The sequence below is a fragment of the Algicella marina genome (assembly GCF_009931615.1).
Lineage (GTDB): Bacteria > Pseudomonadota > Alphaproteobacteria > Rhodobacterales > Rhodobacteraceae > Algicella > Algicella marina.
Genome location: NZ_CP046620.1, coordinates 1,907,227 through 1,926,636, shown reverse-complemented (window position 1 = coordinate 1,926,636; position 19,410 = coordinate 1,907,227). Strand labels below are relative to the sequence as shown.

Genomic DNA, 19,410 nt, shown 5'->3' with positions numbered 1-19,410 from the left:
TCTTATCTATTCGCCTTCGGGAGCACGGTTCGTCCAAGCATCGACCAGGTGCCAAGCAACCGAGAAGTGTCTCTGCTGGATCTCAGAGTAGGCGGCAGCATCGCGGGCGCGCAGTGCGGAAAGCAGCTTTGAATGGTCATCGGAACGGTCCATCCACTGATGGTTTTTGAGGATTGAAAGATACCTCACGCGATGGAGACGAAGGTTGAGGTTCGCGTGGAACTCTATGGTGCAACTGCTGCGGGAGGCGGCCACGATAGCCAGGTGAAATGCCTGGTTCGCACGAAAATACGCAATCCGATCGTTGTCGCGCGTTGCAGATTCCATCCGATGAATTTGGCGCTCGACGCGCAGGAAATCTGCTTCGGTCCCAACCCTGCATGCGAGCCGCCCCCCGAGTCCGTCGAGCTCGATGTAGACCAGCAACATGTCTGAGATGTCGTCGGGCGAATGATCGATAACCACGGCGCCCTTGTTGGGGATGTGCTCCACCAATTTTTCCAGCGCCAGGATTTTGAGCGCGTCTCTAAGTGGAGTCCGCGATACCTGCAGTTCCTCGGCTAGTTGCCTTTCTCGGATCGGTTTGCCCGGCTTGATCTCGTCGTGAATGATCCGGTGGCGGATCACCGCCGCAATCTGCTGTGGGAGCGAACCGTCGTCTGGAACCAGCGACCCAGGCAAGCGGTCGGCTTCCAAGATACCAAGTTGTTCTGTTAAGCTCATTAATGCCTTCCTCAACCTCAATACCTTAATAGTAGATACCACTCAGCATTTCTGGTTTCCAGTTCTTCCTTATGGCATACCATATTGACAGATGGAGTGCAATACGGTAGGCCGGTGGTATAGCCTCCGGGAGACCCTGACAATGACTAGCCTCATGACGCAGCTCGTGCATTCGGGAAACCAGAACTCGGGCGTCAGGCCCGTCAATCCCCCGCTGGAACGAGCTTCCACCTTCCTTTTCGACTCTGTGCACGACATCGAGGCCGCAAAGAAATGCCGGTTCGAGCCCGGGAACATCTTCTATGGGCGGCTCGGCACCCGCAACGGTTACGCCTTCGAAGATGGTGTCTCTGAACTTGAGGGAGGATCTTACAGTTTGTCAGTCCCGTCCGGTCTGGCGGCTTGCACCTTGCCGGCACTCGCCTTCGCGACGCCTGGCTCGCGCATCCTGGTCACAGACAACATCTATGATCCCGCGCGGGGAAGTTACTCCAAGTTCTTTGCGCGCATCGGGGTGGAGGTTGTGTACTTCGATCCCAGGATCGGCGAGGGCATTGCTGACCTCATGACCGACAATACGACCCTCGTTTTTCTGGAATCACCTGGGTCCCTCACGTTCGAGGTGCAGGATATTCCGGCCATCTCGACCGCCGCTCATGCGCGGCAGGCTCTTGTGTGCTGCGACAACACCTATGCGACAGGTTATTTTCATCGACCCTTGGAGCTTGGCGCCGACATCGTCATGCAGGCGGCGACCAAGTATATCGTCGGCCATTCTGATGCGACGCTAGGCGTCGTGACCTGCAAGAACATCGAGGCCTACCGCGAACTGAAGGAAGCGGCCAATTGGGTCGGCTATAGCGTTGCCCCTGACATCACGTGGGTGGCGCAGAGAGGTCTGCGCACGCTTCCCGTGCGTCTTGAGCAGCACCAAGCAAACGGGCTCGCGATTGCCGAATGGTGCCAGGCGCAACCTGAGGTTGCGACCGTTTTCCATCCCGGGCTGGCTAGCCACACCGATCATCTGCTCTGGAAGCGCGATTTCACCGGCGCGTCGGGGCTTTTTGCCATCCAGCTCGAAACGCGCGACAAGACGCAAGCGGTCACCTTTGTCGAAGCACTTGAACTGTTCGGGCTCGGGTTTTCGTGGGGCGGGTATGAAAGCCTGGCCCTGATTTCCGATCCGAGGAGCTGCCGCACCGCGACTAGCTGGGAAGACGACCGCATCGTAGTACGTTTGCACGCAGGCCTGGAACAAGCGGCCGATCTCACGGCCGATTTGGAGCAGGCGATAACTACTGCGTTTCGCTAGGCGAACTAGATGGCAACTAGGACACATGATTTCATAGTTGTCGGCGGCGGGATCGTGGGTGCCGCTGTCGCGGAGGGTCTGGCGCGCCGGGGGTGTGACGTCGCCATCCTCGACGAAGGCGATGTGGCCATTCGAGCCGCTCGAGGAAATCTGGGGAATGTCTGGGTTCAAGGAAAGGGTGCGGGCAATCCACCCTATGCCGACCTTACGAGAAAAAGTGCGTTGGACTGGCAAGGGCTGGCAGACCGTCTTCGGCAACAGACCGGCATCGACGTTCACTACGAGAAGCGCGGGGCAGTCTTCCTTTGCTTTTCCGAAGCCGAGCTCGAGAAGCGCACGGCAACGATGGAGAAATCCGCCCAAGGTGTGCGGATCGAGAATCGCTACGAAATGCTCAATCATGCAGGGGTTGCGCGGCTGTTCCCGATGATCGGCCCAGATGTCCTCGGCGGCAGCTATTCCGCCGAGGACGGAACGGCGAACCCGCTGTATCTTCTGCGGGCACTGATCAAGTCGGCCACTCTGAACGGATGTGCCTACATTGCGTCCTGTGGCGTCTCGGATTTGAGGGCCGAGGCCGGAGGGTTCGTGCTTCAGACAGAGCAAGGAGAGTTCCGGACAAACCATGTGGCTCTCTGCGCTGGCTTGGGCAACGCGCGTCTGGCTCCGCAACTGAACCTCTTCGGCGACGTGCGTCCCGTGCGTGGTCAGATCATGGTGACTGAACGCCTGCAGCCGTTCCTGCCGCTCAATGTCAGCTTCATTCGCCAGACCGTTGAAGGGAGTTGCGTGATCGGGGAGTCGTCAGAAGACGCGGGATACGACACCGGTACAACCGTGGACGTTCTCAAAGATACCGCAGAACGGGCGATCCGGGCATTTCCGCACCTGCAGAACGCGGGGGTCGTCCGAACCTGGGGGGCCTTGCGCATCATGACCCCCGATGGGGCGCCCGTGTATCAGATGAGGGGGTTTGGACGCGGATCAATTCACAAGGCCACGGTCGTGTCCGTACATTCGGGCGTGACCCTAAGCCCATTTCACGCTGAAGACATGGCCGTGCAGATCGCGGGCCATGAGCTCGACACGGACATTGCACGGGCATTCGCGGCGGAGCGTTTCGATGTTTAAGGCGATCGATCCTGGCCATGCAAGGCCGACCGTGCGGATATTGCTCGACGGCATTGTCGTTGACTTGCCAGCAGGAGTTTCCCTGGCTGCTGGATTGCTCTTTCGGGGGAAGTTTCCGAACAGGGCGAGCCCGGTTCACGAGATCGATGGCCAGAAATCGCGGGCGCCCTATTGCATGATGGGCGTCTGTTTCGAATGCCTCGTCACGGTGGACGGAAAGCCCAATCAACAAAGCTGCCTACTGCCGGTCCGGGGCGGTATGATTGTCGAGCGTCAGGGCGGCGCAGCGGATTTGCTGCGTGCGAGCGAACGAGAAGGCGGCCCCAAATGAGTGCCGATGTCATTATCGTCGGAGCCGGGCCGGCAGGAATGACGGCCGCCATAGCCGCCCGCGGACTGGGCCTGAGGGTGATAGTGCTGGACGATCAGGAGGCACCAGGCGGGCAGATCTACAGAAACGTTCTTTCTTCGACACTCGATTCTATCCTTGGGGCCGATTTCGTCGACGGAAGGGCATTGGTTGAACGGTTCCTGGCAGGCGACGCCGACTATCGACCGATGTCCCGCGTGTGGAGAATCGACCATGACGGCGTTTGTTACACGGGGTCTGATGGATCTCGACAGATTAAGGCATCGCACGTCATTCTTGCAACCGGCGCCATGGAACGGCCTGTCCCGACGCTGGGATGGACGTTACCAGGCGTGATGACGGCTGGTGCGGCGCAGGTCATGCTCAAGTCCGGCGGCATCATCGCCGAGGCTCCTGTTTTCGTTGGGTCCGGGCCGCTGCTCTATCTTGTGGTGGCCCAGTACTTGCGGTCCGGCATGCGGCCAAAGGCCGTACTCGACACGACTCCCCTCAGGCAACGCGCGGCAGCCCTCCGGCACGGTTTGGGCGCCATGAGGGGATGGCGCTACCTCAAGAAGGGGCTTGGCCTGCTTTCTGAGATCCGGAGCACCGGTGTGCGGATTGAACGTGTCGACGACTATTCCTTCCAGGGAACCTCGAAGCTGGAAGCGATCGCTTACCGTGCGGGCTCCGTTGCGACCACTGTGGATTGTGACATTGCCTTTGTGCACCAGGGAGTCATTCCAGCGGTGCACGCCAGTTTGTCGACCAGGTGTGCGCACGTCTGGTCAGAGTCGCAGGTCTGTTGGACGCCAATGTCCGACGAGATGGGGCGCACAGATGTTGATTGGCTCAGGGTCGCGGGCGACGGTGCCGGAATACGGGGTGCCACCAGCGCCGGCCTGACTGGCGAGCTCGCAGTCCTCGGAATTGCAGAGGACACCCTAGAGAAGGCTGCTGAGGCGCGGCAGACACGTGCCGCCGAGCTGAAGTCACTGCTGAGAACAGACGGTGCGGCGCGACCGTTTCTGGAGTCGCTTTACCGGCCGCGTGAACGTTTTCTCGTGCCGAACGACGACGCCGTCTTGCTGTGCCGGTGTGAACTGGTCACGCGACGCGCAGTCCGCGATGCGGTCTCGGAAGGTTGCCCCGGTCCCAATCAGCTCAAGGCGTTCACACGTTCGGGCATGGGGCCGTGCCAAGGGCGGATTTGCGGGCCGATCGTGAGTTCCACTATGGCAGCAATGACCGGGAAGAGCCCGAGCGAGGTTGGGCACTATACAATTCGGTCTCCGTTCAACCCGGTCACATTGACCGAGATCGCTCAACTGCATCAGGACTCTGAGTGACACCATTAGAAAAAGTTTACAACAATTTTATAAGATGGTATGCAATACATCATAAAAGAGTACAATCCAGCAACAGGAGAGAGTCGATGAGGATCACGAATTTCGGAAAGACCTTGGCCGTCACAGCGGTTGCCGCGGCCATGTCGGTTGGAGTGGCACAGGCGCAGAACATCGAGTGGGCCGCTGGCTCGGTCGGCGGGAGCTGGTTCACGGTGACCACGGGTCTGGCAAACATCGTCATGGACGAAGTGGACGGGCTCAACATCCGGATCGTCCCTGGTGGCGGACGCGACAACCCGTCCCGGATCGGCGCGGGCATCAGCCAGCTCGGCATGGGCATCGACTTTCTTGCTGCCGCAGCTTTGGCTGGCGAAGAGCCTTACGATGCGGCGGCTCCCAATCTCACATCGCTTGGAAGCACCTGGATGAATTCTCAGGTCCATGTCATTGTCGGTGCCGACGAAACGCGATCGCTGGAGGAGATCTTCTCCGATCCGACCATTCGCATCGGCACGTCCGATCCCGCGACCTCAGAATACCTGACGATGCTGAGGATGCTCGACTACTATGGATCGACCCGTGACACCGTCAGCGAAGCCGGGGGCTCGGTCATCAGCGCCGATTACACCGGTCTGGTCGCGGCGTTCCAGAACAACCAGATCGACGTGCTGCTCGGCGCCGGCGCGGCCCCTACAGGCATCGCGCTTGAGGTTGAGGCGGGCCGTCGGGACGCGCGTGTTATTCCTTTCCCGCAAGACCTTCTTGAACACCTCAACGCGACGTACGGATACGGAAGCCTGGCCATCCCGGCCGGAACATATGACATGCTTCAGAGTGGCGTTGAGGGAGACGTGATGGCCGCGAACCTTTCGACGGTCGTCCTCGCAGATGCCGGCCTCGACGAAGAGCTTGTCTATCAGATCGTCACCGCTCTCCTCGAGAACCAGGAAGCCTATGGTGACATCTCGGGTGCGCTGTCGGGGTTCGATCCTGAAACTGCATGGCAGAACCAGCCGGTCCCGCTGCATCCCGGAGCAGAGCGTGCCTACCGCGAAATGGGATACATGGACTGATCCGACCTGACCGTGGCCGCCTTCGCTCCGGAGGCGGCCAAATCCATTTCAAGGGGCCGGATCCATGCGACATCTGACCGGAATCACTGCCATTATCGGAAACCTCTGGTTGGCCGGCGCCGCCTTGTTGCACTTCTATTATGCGGGGTGGGGCTACCCGGAACCACTCAAGCTGGCGACCCTGCATCTCACACTGTTCTTGCCGGCGATCTTCATCCTCTTCCCGGCACACCGAACAACGCTCTCCGAAGATATTGAGGACGAGAACGCGCCGCCGCCCAGCATTCTCGACTGGGTCCTTGCTGCGGTATCGATCGTGCCCCCTCTCTATGCCTACCTGAACCCCGAACGCGTCTACGACCGGGCCGTTTTTATCAGCCCACTTACCGATCTCGAGGTGGTTCTGGCCTGCGTTATGGTCGTCCTCGTGCTTGAGGGTGTCCGCCGTGCACTTTCGATCGCGCTGTCGATCCTCGCAGGGCTAACGATTCTCTACATGTTTATCGCGCATCTGTTACCGGGCATGTGGAACTATCGAAACATGCCGCTCAGCCATATTGCCGAAACCATGTACATGATGAACGGCAGTGGGCTTTTCGGGTTGCTAACCGGGATTTCGGCTACCATTGTCGCGACCTTCCTGATCTTCGGTGCCTTCCTGCAGCAATCGGGCATCGGAAAGTTATTTATGACCTTCGGCAACTTGCTGGCCGGCCGTCTGTCAGGCGGCCCAGCCAAAGTCGCTGTTATTACCTCTGCCTTGTTCGGGAGCACGTCGGGCTCGTCAGTCGCCAACGTGGTCGTCACAGGATCCGTCACCATTCCGATGATGAAGAAGCTGGGGTTCAAGGGCAGCCTGGCCGCGGGAACCGAAGCCTCGGCGTCCGTCGGGGGCCTGATCATGCCGCCCGTCATGGGGGCCGCCGCCTTCGTCATGGCCGAACTTATCCAGGTCCCTTACTGGGATATCGTCACCGCCGCCTTTCTGGGCGGGGTGCTCTATTTCTTCGGAATCCTCGTGTCGGTTCACTACCTGTCGAAGCGGTTGGGGATCGAGCCACTGCCGAAGTCCGAGATGCCGCACTGGAAGGATCTTCTGCCGGACATACATCTCGCCATCCCGCTTGTGATCCTGGTCACGATGATGGCGATGCGGTTCTCGGCCTATCATGCGGCCTTCTATTCAACGATCGCCATCGTCATCGTCTCGTGGCTCCGTCCACACACGCGCATGTATCCCTCGACGATCTTCCGTGCGCTTGTTCATTCGGGTGCAACAATCGCGATCATTGCCGTTGCCGTTACATGTGCCGGTATCATCATGGCGTCGCTTACGAATACCGGACTCATCCTCGCCTTTGGCGGGATCGTGACCGAGCTTGCCGGCGATTCGGTCATGTTGCTTGTCCTCATCCTCGCCGCCCTGTGCCTGCTACTCGGCATGGGCGTGCCGACGACTCCTGCCTACATCATCACCTCGGCGATCGGCACACCGATCCTTGCCGGAGCGACGGATGCTTCGCTATTGCAGATACACCTCTTCGTGTTCTATTTCGCGGTTCTGGCCGACGCCACGCCACCTGTTGCTGCTGCCTCCTACGCGGCTGCAGCCATAGCGAAGGCCAACCCCCTCGCCTCGGGCGGACAAGCCTTCCGGATGGCGATCGGCGGGTTCATCGCCGGCTTCAGTTTCCTCTTCGCGCCAGGCCTCACGCTGGAAGCCCCACTCCTCGAAATCATACTCACATTCACTGGCCTTTGTGCGTCCGTGACGCTCTTTTCCATTGGATCGATCGGCTATGTCGTCCGGCGGCTCAATTTACCGCTACGGCTGTTTTTCACTGCGGCCGGGCTGTTTTGTGCCCTCGGCCACGAGATCCTGCCGATGGAGACGCGGGCGATCATTGCCTTCGTTCTGCTGGCCTTTGCCTACCTTTGGGAAGGCTTTTCCAGTCGAGCCCTCAAACGAAACGTGAACCAGGAGAACTGAAATGGCTGACTATGACTCGAACCGCGTTGGGCAGAAGATTTTCTATGGAGTCGATGTCGGCATTCTCATGGTCAGGACCTATTTCACTCGATATCCGGGAGATATCGGGAATGCGTCCACATGGGATTTCCCTGTAAACTACAAGATCGTCCATGACGCCGTGCCGGCTAAGATGACAGATCTGCACAACGCGAGCCTTCTCGAACCTTTCAAGGCATCGGCGCGCGAGCTAATCGATGAAGGAGTTGATGGAATCACCACGACTTGCGGGTTTCTGTCGATTTACCAGAAGGAGCTCGCAGATTTTTGCGGTATCCCGGTGGCGACGTCGGCCCTTCTCCAAGTGCCGCTGGTTCAAACGATCATAGGTTCAAAGAAGCGTGTCGGGGTGATGACCTACAACGGTGATGTGCTTGACGGCCCGTACTTCGAGGCGGTGAACGTGCCACTCGACACACCAGTGAAGGGGATGCCACACGGCAGTGAATTTGTTCGCTGGATCAAGGAGGGCGATGCGACGGTTGCCTTCGAGACATTGAGGCAGGAAGTTCTGGCAGCGGCCCGAGAGTTCAAATCAGACAATCCTGATCTGGGCGCGATCGTCTGCGAATGCACCAACCTCGCGCCGTTTTCAGCCGACATCTCTGAAGAATTGGGTCTCCCTGTGTTCGACTGCGTCACGCTGGTGAACTGGTTTCAAGCGGGATTGAAGCCGCGCAGATTCAATCCAAAGTTGCAAAGCGATCCAACCAATATGCCTTAATGTGTGTTCTTCTAAGTGGACGGCAGTGTCAGAGGAACCCGGCTTTAGGCGGGGCAGGTGGCCGAGTAGCGTTCCGCTATGACCCGATCCAGCCCTTTCAAGTGGTTCAAGACCAGTCCCGAGATCATCCGCCTCGCGGGTTTTGTCATGTGGAAACCAGCTTGAGACGGGCAGGGCGGTTGCATAGCCTCGGCGGATGACCAAACGCAGCCCATTCTGGTATTTCAAAACCAGCCCGGAGATCATCCGCCTTGCGGTGATGATGTATGTTCGGTTCCCACTGTCCCTTCGGAACGTAGAGGATCCTGCTCCATGAGCGCGGCGTCGACGTCTGCCACGAAACCGTCCGGTTCTGGTGGCATCGGTTTACGGTGTTGAAACACAAGCTGAAAGAGAGAGCATCCATAGGAGAAGTTAGCATCATCGGCGTCGATCTGGCAGAGAATGTGTTCCAGTTGCATGGGGCCGCGCGGGGCGGCTCAGTCGCTTTCGCAAGAAGCTGTCGTGGCCGCATTTCGCGAGGTTCATAGCGGAACAGCCGCCTTGTCTGTTGGCGATGGATGCCGACGTCAGCGTGTGTGAGCCGGTTTGATTTCAGTCGCTTTCGCACCAATTGACGTGTCGAACCACGGCGGTGCCTAATAAAATTAATGAGTTGCGAACGAGAGAAGGTTCGACGTCAGGCCCATCCCCTCCGCCACAAATCCCCAAGAAACGTTTCTCACCCGCGCCTTAGTGCGTGATTTTTTCGTTATTCTAAAGGCTTGTAGCGGAGTGGCTGTTTATTGCACTCTACGCTAGGTGGCGCGAAAGCGTTCTCTGTGGCCTTGGTTCTCCAAAGCTGTTGACTGGGCCGATTTGGTGTTCAGCTTTAACTCATTGAGATAGTATAATTTTTAGGCGCGCTATTCGCGGTTGCCGGTTAGTGGCAGTTGGCTTGAGATGCGACTGGCGTCGAACGTGGACGGCGCGATAGGTGCAACTAGCACACAAGGATGGTGGCAAATCACAGAGCTCCCAAGCCATTCTTTACGACAAGATGGCGGAAAGCCGACCTTCGCTGCAGGTGCAGCTGCACTTTGCCAACCCCCACGAAGCGGACATTGAGACATTGGTTCTACCTACATCCTCTCAACCAAATCCATTAGTCCTAGGTAACGATGATCCGCCCTTAGATTGGGTGCTGCTTCGCTCACCAACACCAGTATTTTCGGTAATTCGTATGGAGTTCGGCTCAGAACCTTTGGTGTCACAGAATCGAGAAGATCAAGAGTTTCCACTGGGAACTGCGTAGTGATTGGTTCGTCTTCGCCAACCTCTCGAGTAAATCGGTAGAACGGATGGCGGTCAGTTTCGACCGGTACCAAGTAACGCTTAACGGAGGCGTACACCACTGGAAAACTGTTTCCAGTATCGTCAAGCAAGCTGATCCATGACTCGACCGACGACGCAGTGCGGAAGATGCGTTCTCGCGGCCATACTTCATTCAAGAAGGGCGCTACTAGCGTCTCCCAACCGTCGTCGTTCCCTTGGCCGACTTTTCCTAACCACCAAATAAACTGATTGCGTGTGTCATCGGACATCTCTCGCAACACGCGTCGCATTTCTTGCTTTGTCAGCCCGTCGTCTTCATCACGCTTGAAGATGTACATCCATCCCAACCATTGGGTGATGACCTTTGCCAGATCGCGATCCCATGTCTGGTTCTCAACCCATGGCGCGGCTTGCAACAGAAGTGGCTTAACAAGGACTGCCAGAGGTGACCTCGGAACTCGATTGCTACACAGGAACCCATTCCAAGCTGGTTCAGCAGCAGTATGATCGAAAGCCAACATGGGTATGAGGCGATGTTCAACCCACTCTGGATCAACATACATCAACCAGTTCAGCTTGCTGAAAGTGATTGAAACAGCGTGGTCGGAACCCTCACCCGGCGATGCAAACAAGCGTTCAATACGGCTCTTGATGTGGTCTGGTATCAGTGAATTTTGTTCCTGCTTTTCACCAGGTACGGCATGGAACAAGGCCTCTGCACACATTCCAAGAGGCCCGTTAATCGCATGTTGATATGTGCGACGCGACCGGGGGATAACCTCACCGCCTCGACTTACTTCTCCTATCCCGCTTTCGGTCGCGCTGTCACCACCCCCGACAACGCCATCCACGACATGATCAAACACGGCCCAAGCAAGTTCGTCATCGAACTCGATCAGCTTTGTGATGTTCTGTTCCAGCCACCGACAGACTGTGTGTCTCAACTCCACGATTACAGCATGAGGAAGGCGGCTAAGACGGTGTAGAAACACCCTTCGGAGCCTAGGTGCGATGTCATCAGGAAGCTCATTAATCATGTCTGACCAAAACACCTGTGGATAATCGTCCCGTCTGGCCGCAACCGACAGCGCCGACAAAGCTTTGCGTGGGTTTGCTTTTACCAGACCTGTGAAGGGGCGCTTCTCTGTGAAGCTTCCAAAGTCCCGTTGCAGGTCCTCTCTTGCACGTGGAATGATTTCATTGACAGCAAGGTCAACTACAGCATCGGGTGGTCGCTTCACCGAGATCGAGAGCGGACGCAAGACGGACAGGCCAAAACTCGCGGAAGCCCTGGGGCTTGCGAGACTGACGGGCGCAACGCTCGTCATCGCGAAGCTCGACCGGCTCTCCCGCAATGCCGCCTTCCTGCTCACCCTCAGAGACAGCGGCGTCCGCTTCGTGGCCGTCGACATGCCGGAGGCAAATGACCTCACGGTCGGCATCATGGCCCTGGTCGCGGAGCAGGAACGTGAGGCCATCTCCCGGCGCACCCGGGAGGCGCTGGCAGCCGCAAAGGCCCGTGGGGTCAAGCTGGGCAACCCCAACGGCGCGGAGGCCCTCAGGAGAGCTGGGAAGGGCGGAGAGGCGCTGAGAGCGACCGTGGCGCGCAATGCCGACGAATTTGCGGAAGAGCTGCGGCCGGTCGTCGAGGCGATCCAGGCGGACGGGCACACGACCCTGAGGGCCATGGCGCGGGAGCTCAATCACAGGGGTATTCTCACAAGGCGCGGTGGGCGGTGGCATGTGTCGAATGTCAGGAACTTGGTGGAGAGATTGACGAGCTAGCTGCAATACGCATCAGCACCCACGAAGTTGAAGTTCATTCTGGATGCGGCGAAGGGCTTTTTTCTGATTCGCAACGAACGTCGGGACCAGGTAATCTTGTTCGATCCTATCGGCAGGTCTAGCTATGGAACTCAGAGGTTGCCCATCTTTAACCTACTCACGGGCAATGGCGTGAGGGTCGATAGGAAGGTCAGCGATCTCTCTCATACTCATATGGCGAATGCAGGGGTGGGACAGTGGGTCGCGCCTCCACCGCGCGTTTTCTTCTGCGCATTTGGACAGCTCAGCCCTTTCATGGCTGTCAAAAAGTCTGCGGATCAGCGTGTAGATTTTATATAGCATTACTTTATTAAATCGGACTTAACTCGCATTATGAATCGATTTTTTTGTCAGTCTTTGTATAGCATAGCTATATGAAGGACCTGAATGGAATCCATCTTGGCATGCTACGTTCGGTTGAAGCCGTCGCGCGTCTTGGCAGCTTGCGTGCAGCAGCCGATGAACTGGGCGTCACGCCAGGGGCTGTAAGTCAGCAGATCATCAAGGCCGAAGCACAGCTTGACCGGCAGTTGTTCGAACGTCTGCCAAAAGGTCTCGTTCCAACCGCCATTGGACGTCAGTTGGCAGAGCACCTGAACGATGGGTTTCGCGAGATCGCGAAAGGCATCACTGTCACGCGGCCCAACGCGACTGATGCAATCACAATTTCTGTCGCGCCGGTTTTCGCTGGGAAGTGGCTTGTTTGGCGCTTGAGCCGTTTTTCGGCAGTACATCCGTCGATCCGGGTGCGGATTGATGCCTCGGTCGACGTGATTGATCCACGCGCAAACGCTGTGGACGCTTGCATTCGTGTCGGGTGGGGCGATTGGCCAAATGTTCACTCGGAAAAACTGTTCGACCAGCGGGTGTTTCCCGTCTGCGCCCCGTCGCTGGCAGACGCCATTGTGGCCCCTTCAGATTTGACGAAGATTCCGATCATTCAAGAGCCAACATCGATGTTCGGCTGGGACGTATGGCTGGGCCCGAATGATATGCAGGCAAGCCAGCTTGGCGATGGGCCAATGTATTCGGACGCATCGCTGTGTCTCGATGCAGCGATTGCCGGTCAGGGAGTGTTTCTTGCATGGGAAACCCTCGCTCAGGATGCGTTGGTGGCGAAACGGCTAGTGGCTCCGCTACCGGGACGTTTCCGAACAGGCATCGCGTATTGGTTTGTCGAACCAGAACGGGGGCACAGGTCCCCACAGGTAGAAGCCTTCCGCAACTGGTTGGTGAAAGAACTTGCACAGGGGCGCTCATGAAAGGTCTTCGTTCGATAGCTGTAACGGGCGCGGCTGGCCGGATCGGGCGCGCCATTTGTAACGAAGCGCGCAGGAACGACATTCACGTGGTCGGCATCGATGCCATTCCTTGCGACGGAATCGTTAAAGCGGACGTGCGAGACACAAACCAGTTGAGCAGATTGTTCGAAGGCGCTGAGTGCGTTTTCCATTGTGCAGGGCTGCATGCGCCACATGTTGGGCTGCAGTCCGAGGATACGTTCAAATCGATCAATATTGATGGGACAGCAAGCGTTCTGCGCGCCGCTGAGACAGCCGGTACAGATCGTTTCGTGTTGACGAGTACGACCGCTGTTTATGGGGGGGGGGCGGCAAACGATGAGCCAGCTCGCTGGATCGACGAGACCTGCCCGTCCTTGCCAAGAACAATCTACCACAGCACCAAATTGGAGGCCGAAGCTTTGGTGATTGCTGCAACCGGCCAGCATTTGACCGCCTCTATCGTCAGACTCGGCCGATGCTTCCCAGAACCAGCCCGGCTTATGGCCATCTACCGCCTTTCGCGAGGCATCAATGAACGCGATTCTGGGCGCGCGCATTTACATGCGGCCATGGCGACAGGTGTTGACCCAATGCCAATGATCGCTACTGCCAGAACGCCGTTTCAACGCGGAGATGAACCCCGGTTGACCCATAGCTTGCGCGCGCTGTTGGAAGAAAGATGCCCATATTTTGTCGAAACGTTTGATCGTCTTGGCTGGGTGCTCCCCGATCGAATTGATCGCGTTTACGACAGCAGCCGCGCGCAAAACCAGTGGAACTGGGCACCACTGCACGGCTTTGCGTCTTCGATGAAAGAATCGACCACTTAGCGATATCCAGTTTTTAAGACATAACCGAACGTAATCTGGCTTTCCAAGCGGACGTCAACCACGCAACCGCCAACGACAGCTAAGTCTGCAGAGCAGTCGCAATGGCGGCTGGGCTCAAATTTCCGCTTCGTGGCGGTCGATATGCCCGAGGCCAATGACCGCAACGTCGGCATCATCGCCCTCGTGGCCGAACGTGAGCGCGAGGCTATCTCCCGGCGCACGAGAGAGGCTCTGGCGGTCGCCAGGGCCCGTGGGGTCAAGCTGGGCAACCCTAGAGGCGCTGAGGCGGGCTGGGAAGGGCGGAGAGGCACACGAGCCTGCGGGCTATTGCTCGGGAGCTCAACGACAGGGGCATCCTTACCCGGCGTGGCGGGCGCTGGCATGTGTCGAATGTGCGGAACCTTGTGGAGAGGTTTAGCTAAGGCAGATGTGACCCTCAGCTACTTAAAACAATCAACCACGCCCAACTGGAATACTAGTATTGCCTTCGGTTAGCTGACATACTAGTCTGCGCTCCCATCTGGAGGAGCTCAATGAACACTAATCTTAAAGTGCTCGTGCATGGCACTGGCTTTGCTGGTCAAGGACACGTGGATGCATTTCGTGCCGCTGGTGCAGAGGTGGTGGGAATAGTCGGTCGGACAGAGCAAGTAGTACAAGCGATCGCTGCGCAAAAGAGTATTCCCTATGCAGGGACGGATTGGTCGCAGGCGCTCGACGCATGTTCGCCGAACGTCGTCTCCATCGCTACTCCAGGTGGAGCACACCATGAATCGATCAAACGCGCTATCGCGCAAGGCTGCCACATCTTTTGCGACAAACCCATGACCACAGACGGCGTATCTGCTGTCGAATTGCGTAATCTTGCCGATAGAAAGGGCGTCAAAACGGCATACGCAGCGAGTTTCCGTTATACCCCCAGTGTTCGTCACGCTAAGCGTCTTGTCGCAGAGGGTGCCATAGGCTCCCCGACCGAGGTCGAGTGCATTTCACATTTTAACCTTGAACGGGGTATTCCGTTCGGCTGGTCCCACCGTGCTGAAGACGGTGGCGGACGGCTAAACAACAACTTTACTCACATACTGTCGATCGTGACTGATGTGATCGGCGAAGAGATTGTCAGAGTGACCGGCGAGGTGAGAAACGATCTAGGCCGTGCACCTATAGTAGAAGGCGTTCACAATTTCGCTTCTAGGCGAGAGCACATCCCCGAAGATCTGAGCGATCCTTCCCTGAGATGGGGCGAAAGCAATGTCGAATGGTCCTATACCGTCATGGCGCAAATAAAAAGCGCGTGGTCGCAAAAGCCTGTCTCTGTCCTTTTCAAGCACGGAAGTCTAGTTCCACGTTTTCACGACGATCATATTGTATTTTATGGCACGGAAGGAGCGATATACCTGAAGGGTCACTATGGCAGCGGGGAGCTTTCGCACTATACAAGCGAGTCCGGTTGGACAGCTCTAAAATTGCCCGACGACCTCGCCCGCACGTTCCCGGACGTGGCGGGCGAAACAGAGTTCTGCTGGCATGTTCTTGCGCGAGAGTTCGTTCGAGACATTCAGGGAGAAGCCGTCCCGCCATATCTAACGTTTCGCGAAGGGGCACAGTATCAGCAAATCATCGACATGATCCGCGCGGGTGGAACCTCAATCGAGATTCCGGAGCTAGTTCGTGGAGAGAGAGGATGAAGATTACTGATGCCAAGGTTTTTGTGGGCGGACCGCAAAAGAACTACGTCACGCTCAAGGTTCTTACAGACCAGGGCGTATACGGCCTTGGGGATGCAACACTGAACAATCGCGAAACACTTCCAGCCAACTATCTTGAAAAATACCTGATTCCAAACCTGATCGGGAAGGATCCGCGCAATGTCGAGGACATTTGGCAGTTCTTCTATCGCGGCGCATATTTTCGACGCGGGCCGGTTGCCATGGCAGCCTACGGAGCCATCGATATGGCGCTTTGGGATATTATGGGAAAATTGGCAAAGATGCCTGTTTATCAACTGCTTGGCGGCAAGAGTCGGAGTGGCGCTATGGTTTATGCGCATGCCACCGGAACCGATCTAGAGGACTTGAAGGACTCGGTCTCCCATTACGTCGAGTCGGGCTACAAGGCAGTCCGCGTGCAGTGCGGCGTCCCGGGCATGTCCACCGCCAGCTACGCCGTGCCGGAAAAGAAGGGCGAAGTTAGGAACTACATCACCGACTACACTGGGATTCAGCCCAAGGTCGAGCTATGGGATTCTGATCGCTACATCCGATACATGCCCACTGCCCTTGCCGAGATCCGTGACCGTTTCGGGCCGGAACTGCATATCCTGCATGACGTTCATCACCGGCTTCTACCCCGCGAGGCTGCGGAATTTGCCAAGGCGGTGGAACCGGTGCGGCTGTTCTGGATGGAGGACCCGACCCCGGCCGAGGATCAGGACGCGCTGCGCCTGATCCGCCAGCATTCAACCACACCCATCGCCATCGGCGAGGTATTCAATTCGATCTGGGACTGCAACCGGATGATCGAGGAGGAACTGATCGATTTCATCCGCGTGGCTGTCACCTATTGCGGCGGTATCACCCATACGCGCCGGATCGTCGACCTGGCCGGACTGCATCACGTCAGGACCGGCTTCCACGGCGCTCCCAGCCATTCGCCCGTTTCGATGGCCGCGCAACATCACTTGAATGCCTGGGCTCCGAATTTCGGCGTGCAGGAATACCTCGTGCTTGGCACCCCGGAATGTGATGCACTGTTCCCGTCCGAACACCGGATGATAAACGGCATGGTCCACGTCTCCGATGCGCCGGGCCTTGGCGTCGACTTTGATGAGAAACAGGCCGCGCGCTACGAGTACCTACCAGGCGCACATCCAGTCGTAAGGCTGGAGGACGGCACGATGTGGAACTACTGAATGAGTGCCCCGACGATCAGGCGCGCACGCCCCGATGAAACAAGCGCGGTAGTTACGATTGAGAGGTAGTCCTGCGAGAACTTCCTGTCCTATCTGACAAAGCCGCACTAGCGAGTGGGAAGGACATCATTTGGTGCCACAAGAAGTCCATTGGCCCTCTCGATGCAACGATCATCGTCGGGCGACCGGCCCTGGTGCATACGGCATTCCTTACTGCTTCCGCTGGATAACGCCAAGAAATCCTGTTTCGCGTCATCGGCGCTAAGGTTTCTCAAATCGAATCCGGCAAACTAAAATCGGCGCAGAATAGAAGTATCGGCGATTGGCGAACTGCCGATGCACTTGCAGAAAATTCTCCTTAACGGCGTAGATTTCATCGCCCCGTCAACTTGGGTTCTTAGCAGTCCGGTCAAACTTATTCCGACAGTGTAGCCTGTTTCCACCATCCCTTGTAAAGTCGCCTGTGGAAGGCCGGGAACTTCACTAGTTCTTCGAGTAGCAGTATCGACAACACCCATTCTGCCGGCAGGTCAAGCCAGACGACAGCAAGAGCAGTCGCAGGCACACGGAACAGCCATTGGGACCAGACGAAGATGTGCATGACGTAGATTGTGTCGCCGCTGGCGCGGAGGGTATTGCCGCAGATCGCGTTCGATCCTTTCGGAAACGGCAGGAACAGAAGGATCGGCAGGAAAGCCAACAGGGTTGCGCGGGTTTCGATACCGAGGTCCTGGTAGAGCGCATTCGCAGAAAGGCAGACACCGGCGAGGAGAACAGAGACGAGACCGGCCGCGACGAAGGCCCCACGCCACGCGCTCGACAGGAAGGCGTCGAGCACCTCCTCCGGCTGCCGTTGTCCCAAAAGTTGGGCCACGATGATGCCGGCGGCCTGCGCCCACTGCATGCCGATCGTCCCTGTCACCATAATCCAGGGCGCGATCAGGGTCATGGCGGCAAAGTCGTTAAGGCTGAGTTTCGCATAGATCAGCGTGCAGACATGGGTGGCGAAGGTCGCGCTGAAGAAGGTGGCGGCAATCGGCAACGAAAAGGCCAAATGCCGTTTCAGCGTCGGTCCAAAGCGGACCTGTCTCCAACCGGAAACCCGTAAAAGGTATCCGTCGGTCCGCTTCATGCTGATTGCGAGGAACGCGACCTGTACGGCCACTGCAATGGCGCTGCCCATTGCTGCACCTCCCACGCCGAAAGCGGGCAGTCCCAGATAGCCGTGGATCAGAACGATGCTGGCAGCGACGTTAACCGGCAGAGAAAGACAGAAGCTGTAAAGCGGCAAGCGCGTCCGCCCGCAGCCGTTTAGATAGCTGGACAGGCACTGCCCGATGGCCTCGCCGATGATTACGAACGAGAAGATCGATAGGTACTGGGTGGCGAGCCCAGCGACCTCGATGCTCGGGGCCATCGCGGCGACGATCCAGTCACCAGACACGGTGATCGCAGCGAGGCCGGTGGCTCCGACCATCAGGTTGATGGTTAGTCCCGCGGCGAGCGAGGACTTGAGATAGACCGGATCGCCGGAACCCGCGGCCTGTGCCGTCCGGATCTGCATCGCGTTCGCGAACGCCAAGATCGCGCCCAAAACAAAACCCGCGATCGCCGCCGCCAGTCCCATCGCCGCAAGGGACATCTCCCCCAGCCCTGCGACCAGATAGGCATCTATCACGACAGTGCCGTGCAGCATGATCGCCTTGAGGGTCATGGGCCAGGCCAGAGTCAATACCTGTCTGGCAGAAGGATATCGTGCGCCGGCTTTCATAGCCAACGGCTCATCGCTCGTCACTTCTACATCCGATCAGTTCAAGGAACGACAAAAATGGCTTAGCGGTCCTCGGGTTCAAAGTAGTTGGCGTTGTTCGTTGAAATTCGGTCAATCGTCTCGTCTAGGCGAGAGAGATGTAGAACACCGGCGGCGACAGCTTCTTCGGGTTTTTGCGCCTTAACGGCGTCAGCGATGATCCGATGATCAGCTAACAGTTCCGGCATGCGAGACTCTTTGGCCATCCCCAAGACGCAAAGCCGGTCGACCTTGGACTTCTCGGCCTTGATAACATCAAAGGCGAACTCGGTTTGTGCGATGGCACATAACGTCTTATGAAAATCGTAGTCTAGCGCGCCGAATGCATCGTAGTCGCCTGCTTCAACAACCGCCTCTTGCTGCATAAGTGCCTCATCAAGTTGTGCAGCATTGATCCTGTCGCATCGCTCAGCGGCTCGGCGTAGAACTTCCTTTTCAACAGATGCGCGAACGAAGCGAGATTTTGAAATTTCGCGCATTGAAAAACGCTTCACCTCCGTAGCTCGCTGTGGGCGTATCAGCAACAGATCAAGGTTGGCTAGGCGGCTGAACGCATCGCGAACGGGCTGACGTGACACGCCAAAACGTGCGGCGATATCGGCTTCAGAAATTTTATCTCCCGGGCGCAGTTGCAAGTCGCTGATTTGCTCATACAAAAAATCAAATATGTCGTCGACGCTTGTTCGCCGATCTCCCGCTTGAACTACCTGAACCATATCTCATCTCCAACTTTCACCCCAGTCAAGGC

The 19,410-nt window shown here is 57.4% G+C and carries 18 protein-coding genes and 2 pseudogenes; 16 read left to right on the top strand and 4 right to left on the bottom strand.

Going from position 1 to position 19,410, the window contains the following annotated elements:
• Positions 1–6 precede the first annotated feature (6 nt).
• The gene (locus tag GO499_RS09605) at positions 7–723 is read right to left on the bottom strand and encodes a GntR family transcriptional regulator (RefSeq protein ID WP_161861990.1); all 717 of its coding nucleotides are present in this window, start codon (positions 721–723) and stop codon (positions 7–9) included.
• A 142-nt stretch (positions 724–865) separates the two neighbouring features.
• On the opposite strand from GO499_RS09605, the gene metC reads away from it, so the two are divergent.
• The 9 genes and pseudogenes from metC to GO499_RS19895 form a co-directional block, all read left to right on the top strand.
• A complete protein-coding gene (metC, locus tag GO499_RS09600) occupies positions 866–2,035 on the top strand; it encodes a cystathionine beta-lyase (RefSeq protein ID WP_161861989.1) in 1,170 nt (389 codons plus the stop codon).
• 9 nt (positions 2,036–2,044) lie between these two features.
• Positions 2,045–3,166, top strand: coding sequence for an NAD(P)/FAD-dependent oxidoreductase (locus GO499_RS09595; RefSeq protein WP_161861988.1), 1,122 nt, complete (start codon positions 2,045–2,047; stop codon positions 3,164–3,166).
• Positions 3,159–3,497, top strand: a complete 339-nt coding sequence (locus tag GO499_RS09590) for a (2Fe-2S)-binding protein (protein WP_161861987.1) — start codon at positions 3,159–3,161, stop codon at positions 3,495–3,497. Before GO499_RS09595 ends, GO499_RS09590 begins: the two co-directional genes overlap by 8 nt.
• On the top strand, positions 3,494–4,864 hold the full coding sequence (locus GO499_RS09585) for an NAD(P)/FAD-dependent oxidoreductase (RefSeq protein ID WP_161861986.1): 1,371 nt from the start codon (positions 3,494–3,496) through the stop codon (positions 4,862–4,864). Before GO499_RS09590 ends, GO499_RS09585 begins: the two co-directional genes overlap by 4 nt.
• Before the next feature lie 86 nt (positions 4,865–4,950).
• Positions 4,951–5,937, top strand: coding sequence for a TAXI family TRAP transporter solute-binding subunit (locus GO499_RS09580; protein ID WP_161861985.1), 987 nt, complete (start codon positions 4,951–4,953; stop codon positions 5,935–5,937).
• Positions 5,938–6,001: 64 nt separating this feature from the next.
• Entirely contained in the window at positions 6,002–7,927 is a 1,926-nt protein-coding gene (locus GO499_RS09575; protein ID WP_161861984.1) for a TRAP transporter permease, read from the top strand.
• A 1-nt stretch (position 7,928) separates the two neighbouring features.
• Entirely contained in the window at positions 7,929–8,690 is a 762-nt protein-coding gene (locus GO499_RS09570) for an aspartate/glutamate racemase family protein (protein ID WP_161861983.1), read from the top strand.
• A gap of 196 nt (positions 8,691–8,886) precedes the next feature.
• Positions 8,887–9,058: pseudogene (locus tag GO499_RS09565) on the top strand (IS6 family transposase); the annotation flags it as partial.
• A gap of 36 nt (positions 9,059–9,094) precedes the next feature.
• Positions 9,095–9,255 (top strand): annotated as a pseudogene (locus GO499_RS19895) (IS110 family transposase); the annotation flags it as partial.
• Between the two features lie 556 nt (positions 9,256–9,811).
• Here the strand turns inward: GO499_RS19895 and GO499_RS19725 are convergent.
• Positions 9,812–10,714, bottom strand: a complete 903-nt coding sequence (locus GO499_RS19725; protein ID WP_284154961.1) for a hypothetical protein — start codon at positions 10,712–10,714, stop codon at positions 9,812–9,814.
• A gap of 36 nt (positions 10,715–10,750) precedes the next feature.
• On the opposite strand from GO499_RS19725, the gene GO499_RS19720 reads away from it, so the two are divergent.
• The 7 genes from GO499_RS19720 (at position 10,751) to manD (ending at position 16,852) form a co-directional block, all read left to right on the top strand.
• Entirely contained in the window at positions 10,751–10,990 is a 240-nt protein-coding gene (locus GO499_RS19720) for a hypothetical protein (RefSeq protein WP_284154960.1), read from the top strand.
• Between the two features lie 214 nt (positions 10,991–11,204).
• On the top strand, positions 11,205–11,789 hold the full coding sequence (locus tag GO499_RS09555) for a recombinase family protein (protein ID WP_284154959.1): 585 nt from the start codon (positions 11,205–11,207) through the stop codon (positions 11,787–11,789).
• 413 nt (positions 11,790–12,202) lie between these two features.
• Entirely contained in the window at positions 12,203–13,090 is an 888-nt protein-coding gene (locus GO499_RS09550) for a LysR substrate-binding domain-containing protein (protein WP_161861981.1), read from the top strand.
• The gene (locus GO499_RS09545) at positions 13,087–13,941 is read left to right on the top strand and encodes an NAD-dependent epimerase/dehydratase family protein (protein WP_161861980.1); all 855 of its coding nucleotides are present in this window, start codon (positions 13,087–13,089) and stop codon (positions 13,939–13,941) included. Before GO499_RS09550 ends, GO499_RS09545 begins: the two co-directional genes overlap by 4 nt.
• Positions 13,942–14,231: 290 nt before the next feature.
• Positions 14,232–14,363 (top strand): recombinase family protein, encoded by a 132-nt coding sequence (locus tag GO499_RS19855; RefSeq protein WP_348520809.1) that lies wholly within the window; start codon positions 14,232–14,234, stop codon positions 14,361–14,363.
• Between the two features lie 111 nt (positions 14,364–14,474).
• Positions 14,475–15,629 (top strand): Gfo/Idh/MocA family protein, encoded by a 1,155-nt coding sequence (locus GO499_RS09535; RefSeq protein WP_161861979.1) that lies wholly within the window; start codon positions 14,475–14,477, stop codon positions 15,627–15,629.
• The gene (gene manD, locus GO499_RS09530) at positions 15,626–16,852 is read left to right on the top strand and encodes a D-mannonate dehydratase ManD (protein ID WP_161861978.1); all 1,227 of its coding nucleotides are present in this window, start codon (positions 15,626–15,628) and stop codon (positions 16,850–16,852) included. The genes GO499_RS09535 and manD overlap by 4 nt, the downstream gene beginning before the upstream one ends.
• 415 nt (positions 16,853–17,267) lie before the next feature.
• Here manD and GO499_RS09525 read toward each other — a convergent pair whose 3' ends face one another.
• Positions 17,268–18,566: an MATE family efflux transporter gene (locus GO499_RS09525; RefSeq protein ID WP_161861977.1), complete on the bottom strand. Its 1,299-nt coding sequence runs from the start codon at positions 18,564–18,566 to the stop codon at positions 17,268–17,270.
• A 119-nt stretch (positions 18,567–18,685) separates the two neighbouring features.
• The gene (locus GO499_RS09520; RefSeq protein WP_161861976.1) at positions 18,686–19,378 is read right to left on the bottom strand and encodes a GntR family transcriptional regulator; all 693 of its coding nucleotides are present in this window, start codon (positions 19,376–19,378) and stop codon (positions 18,686–18,688) included.
• Positions 19,379–19,410: the final 32 nt, after the last annotated feature.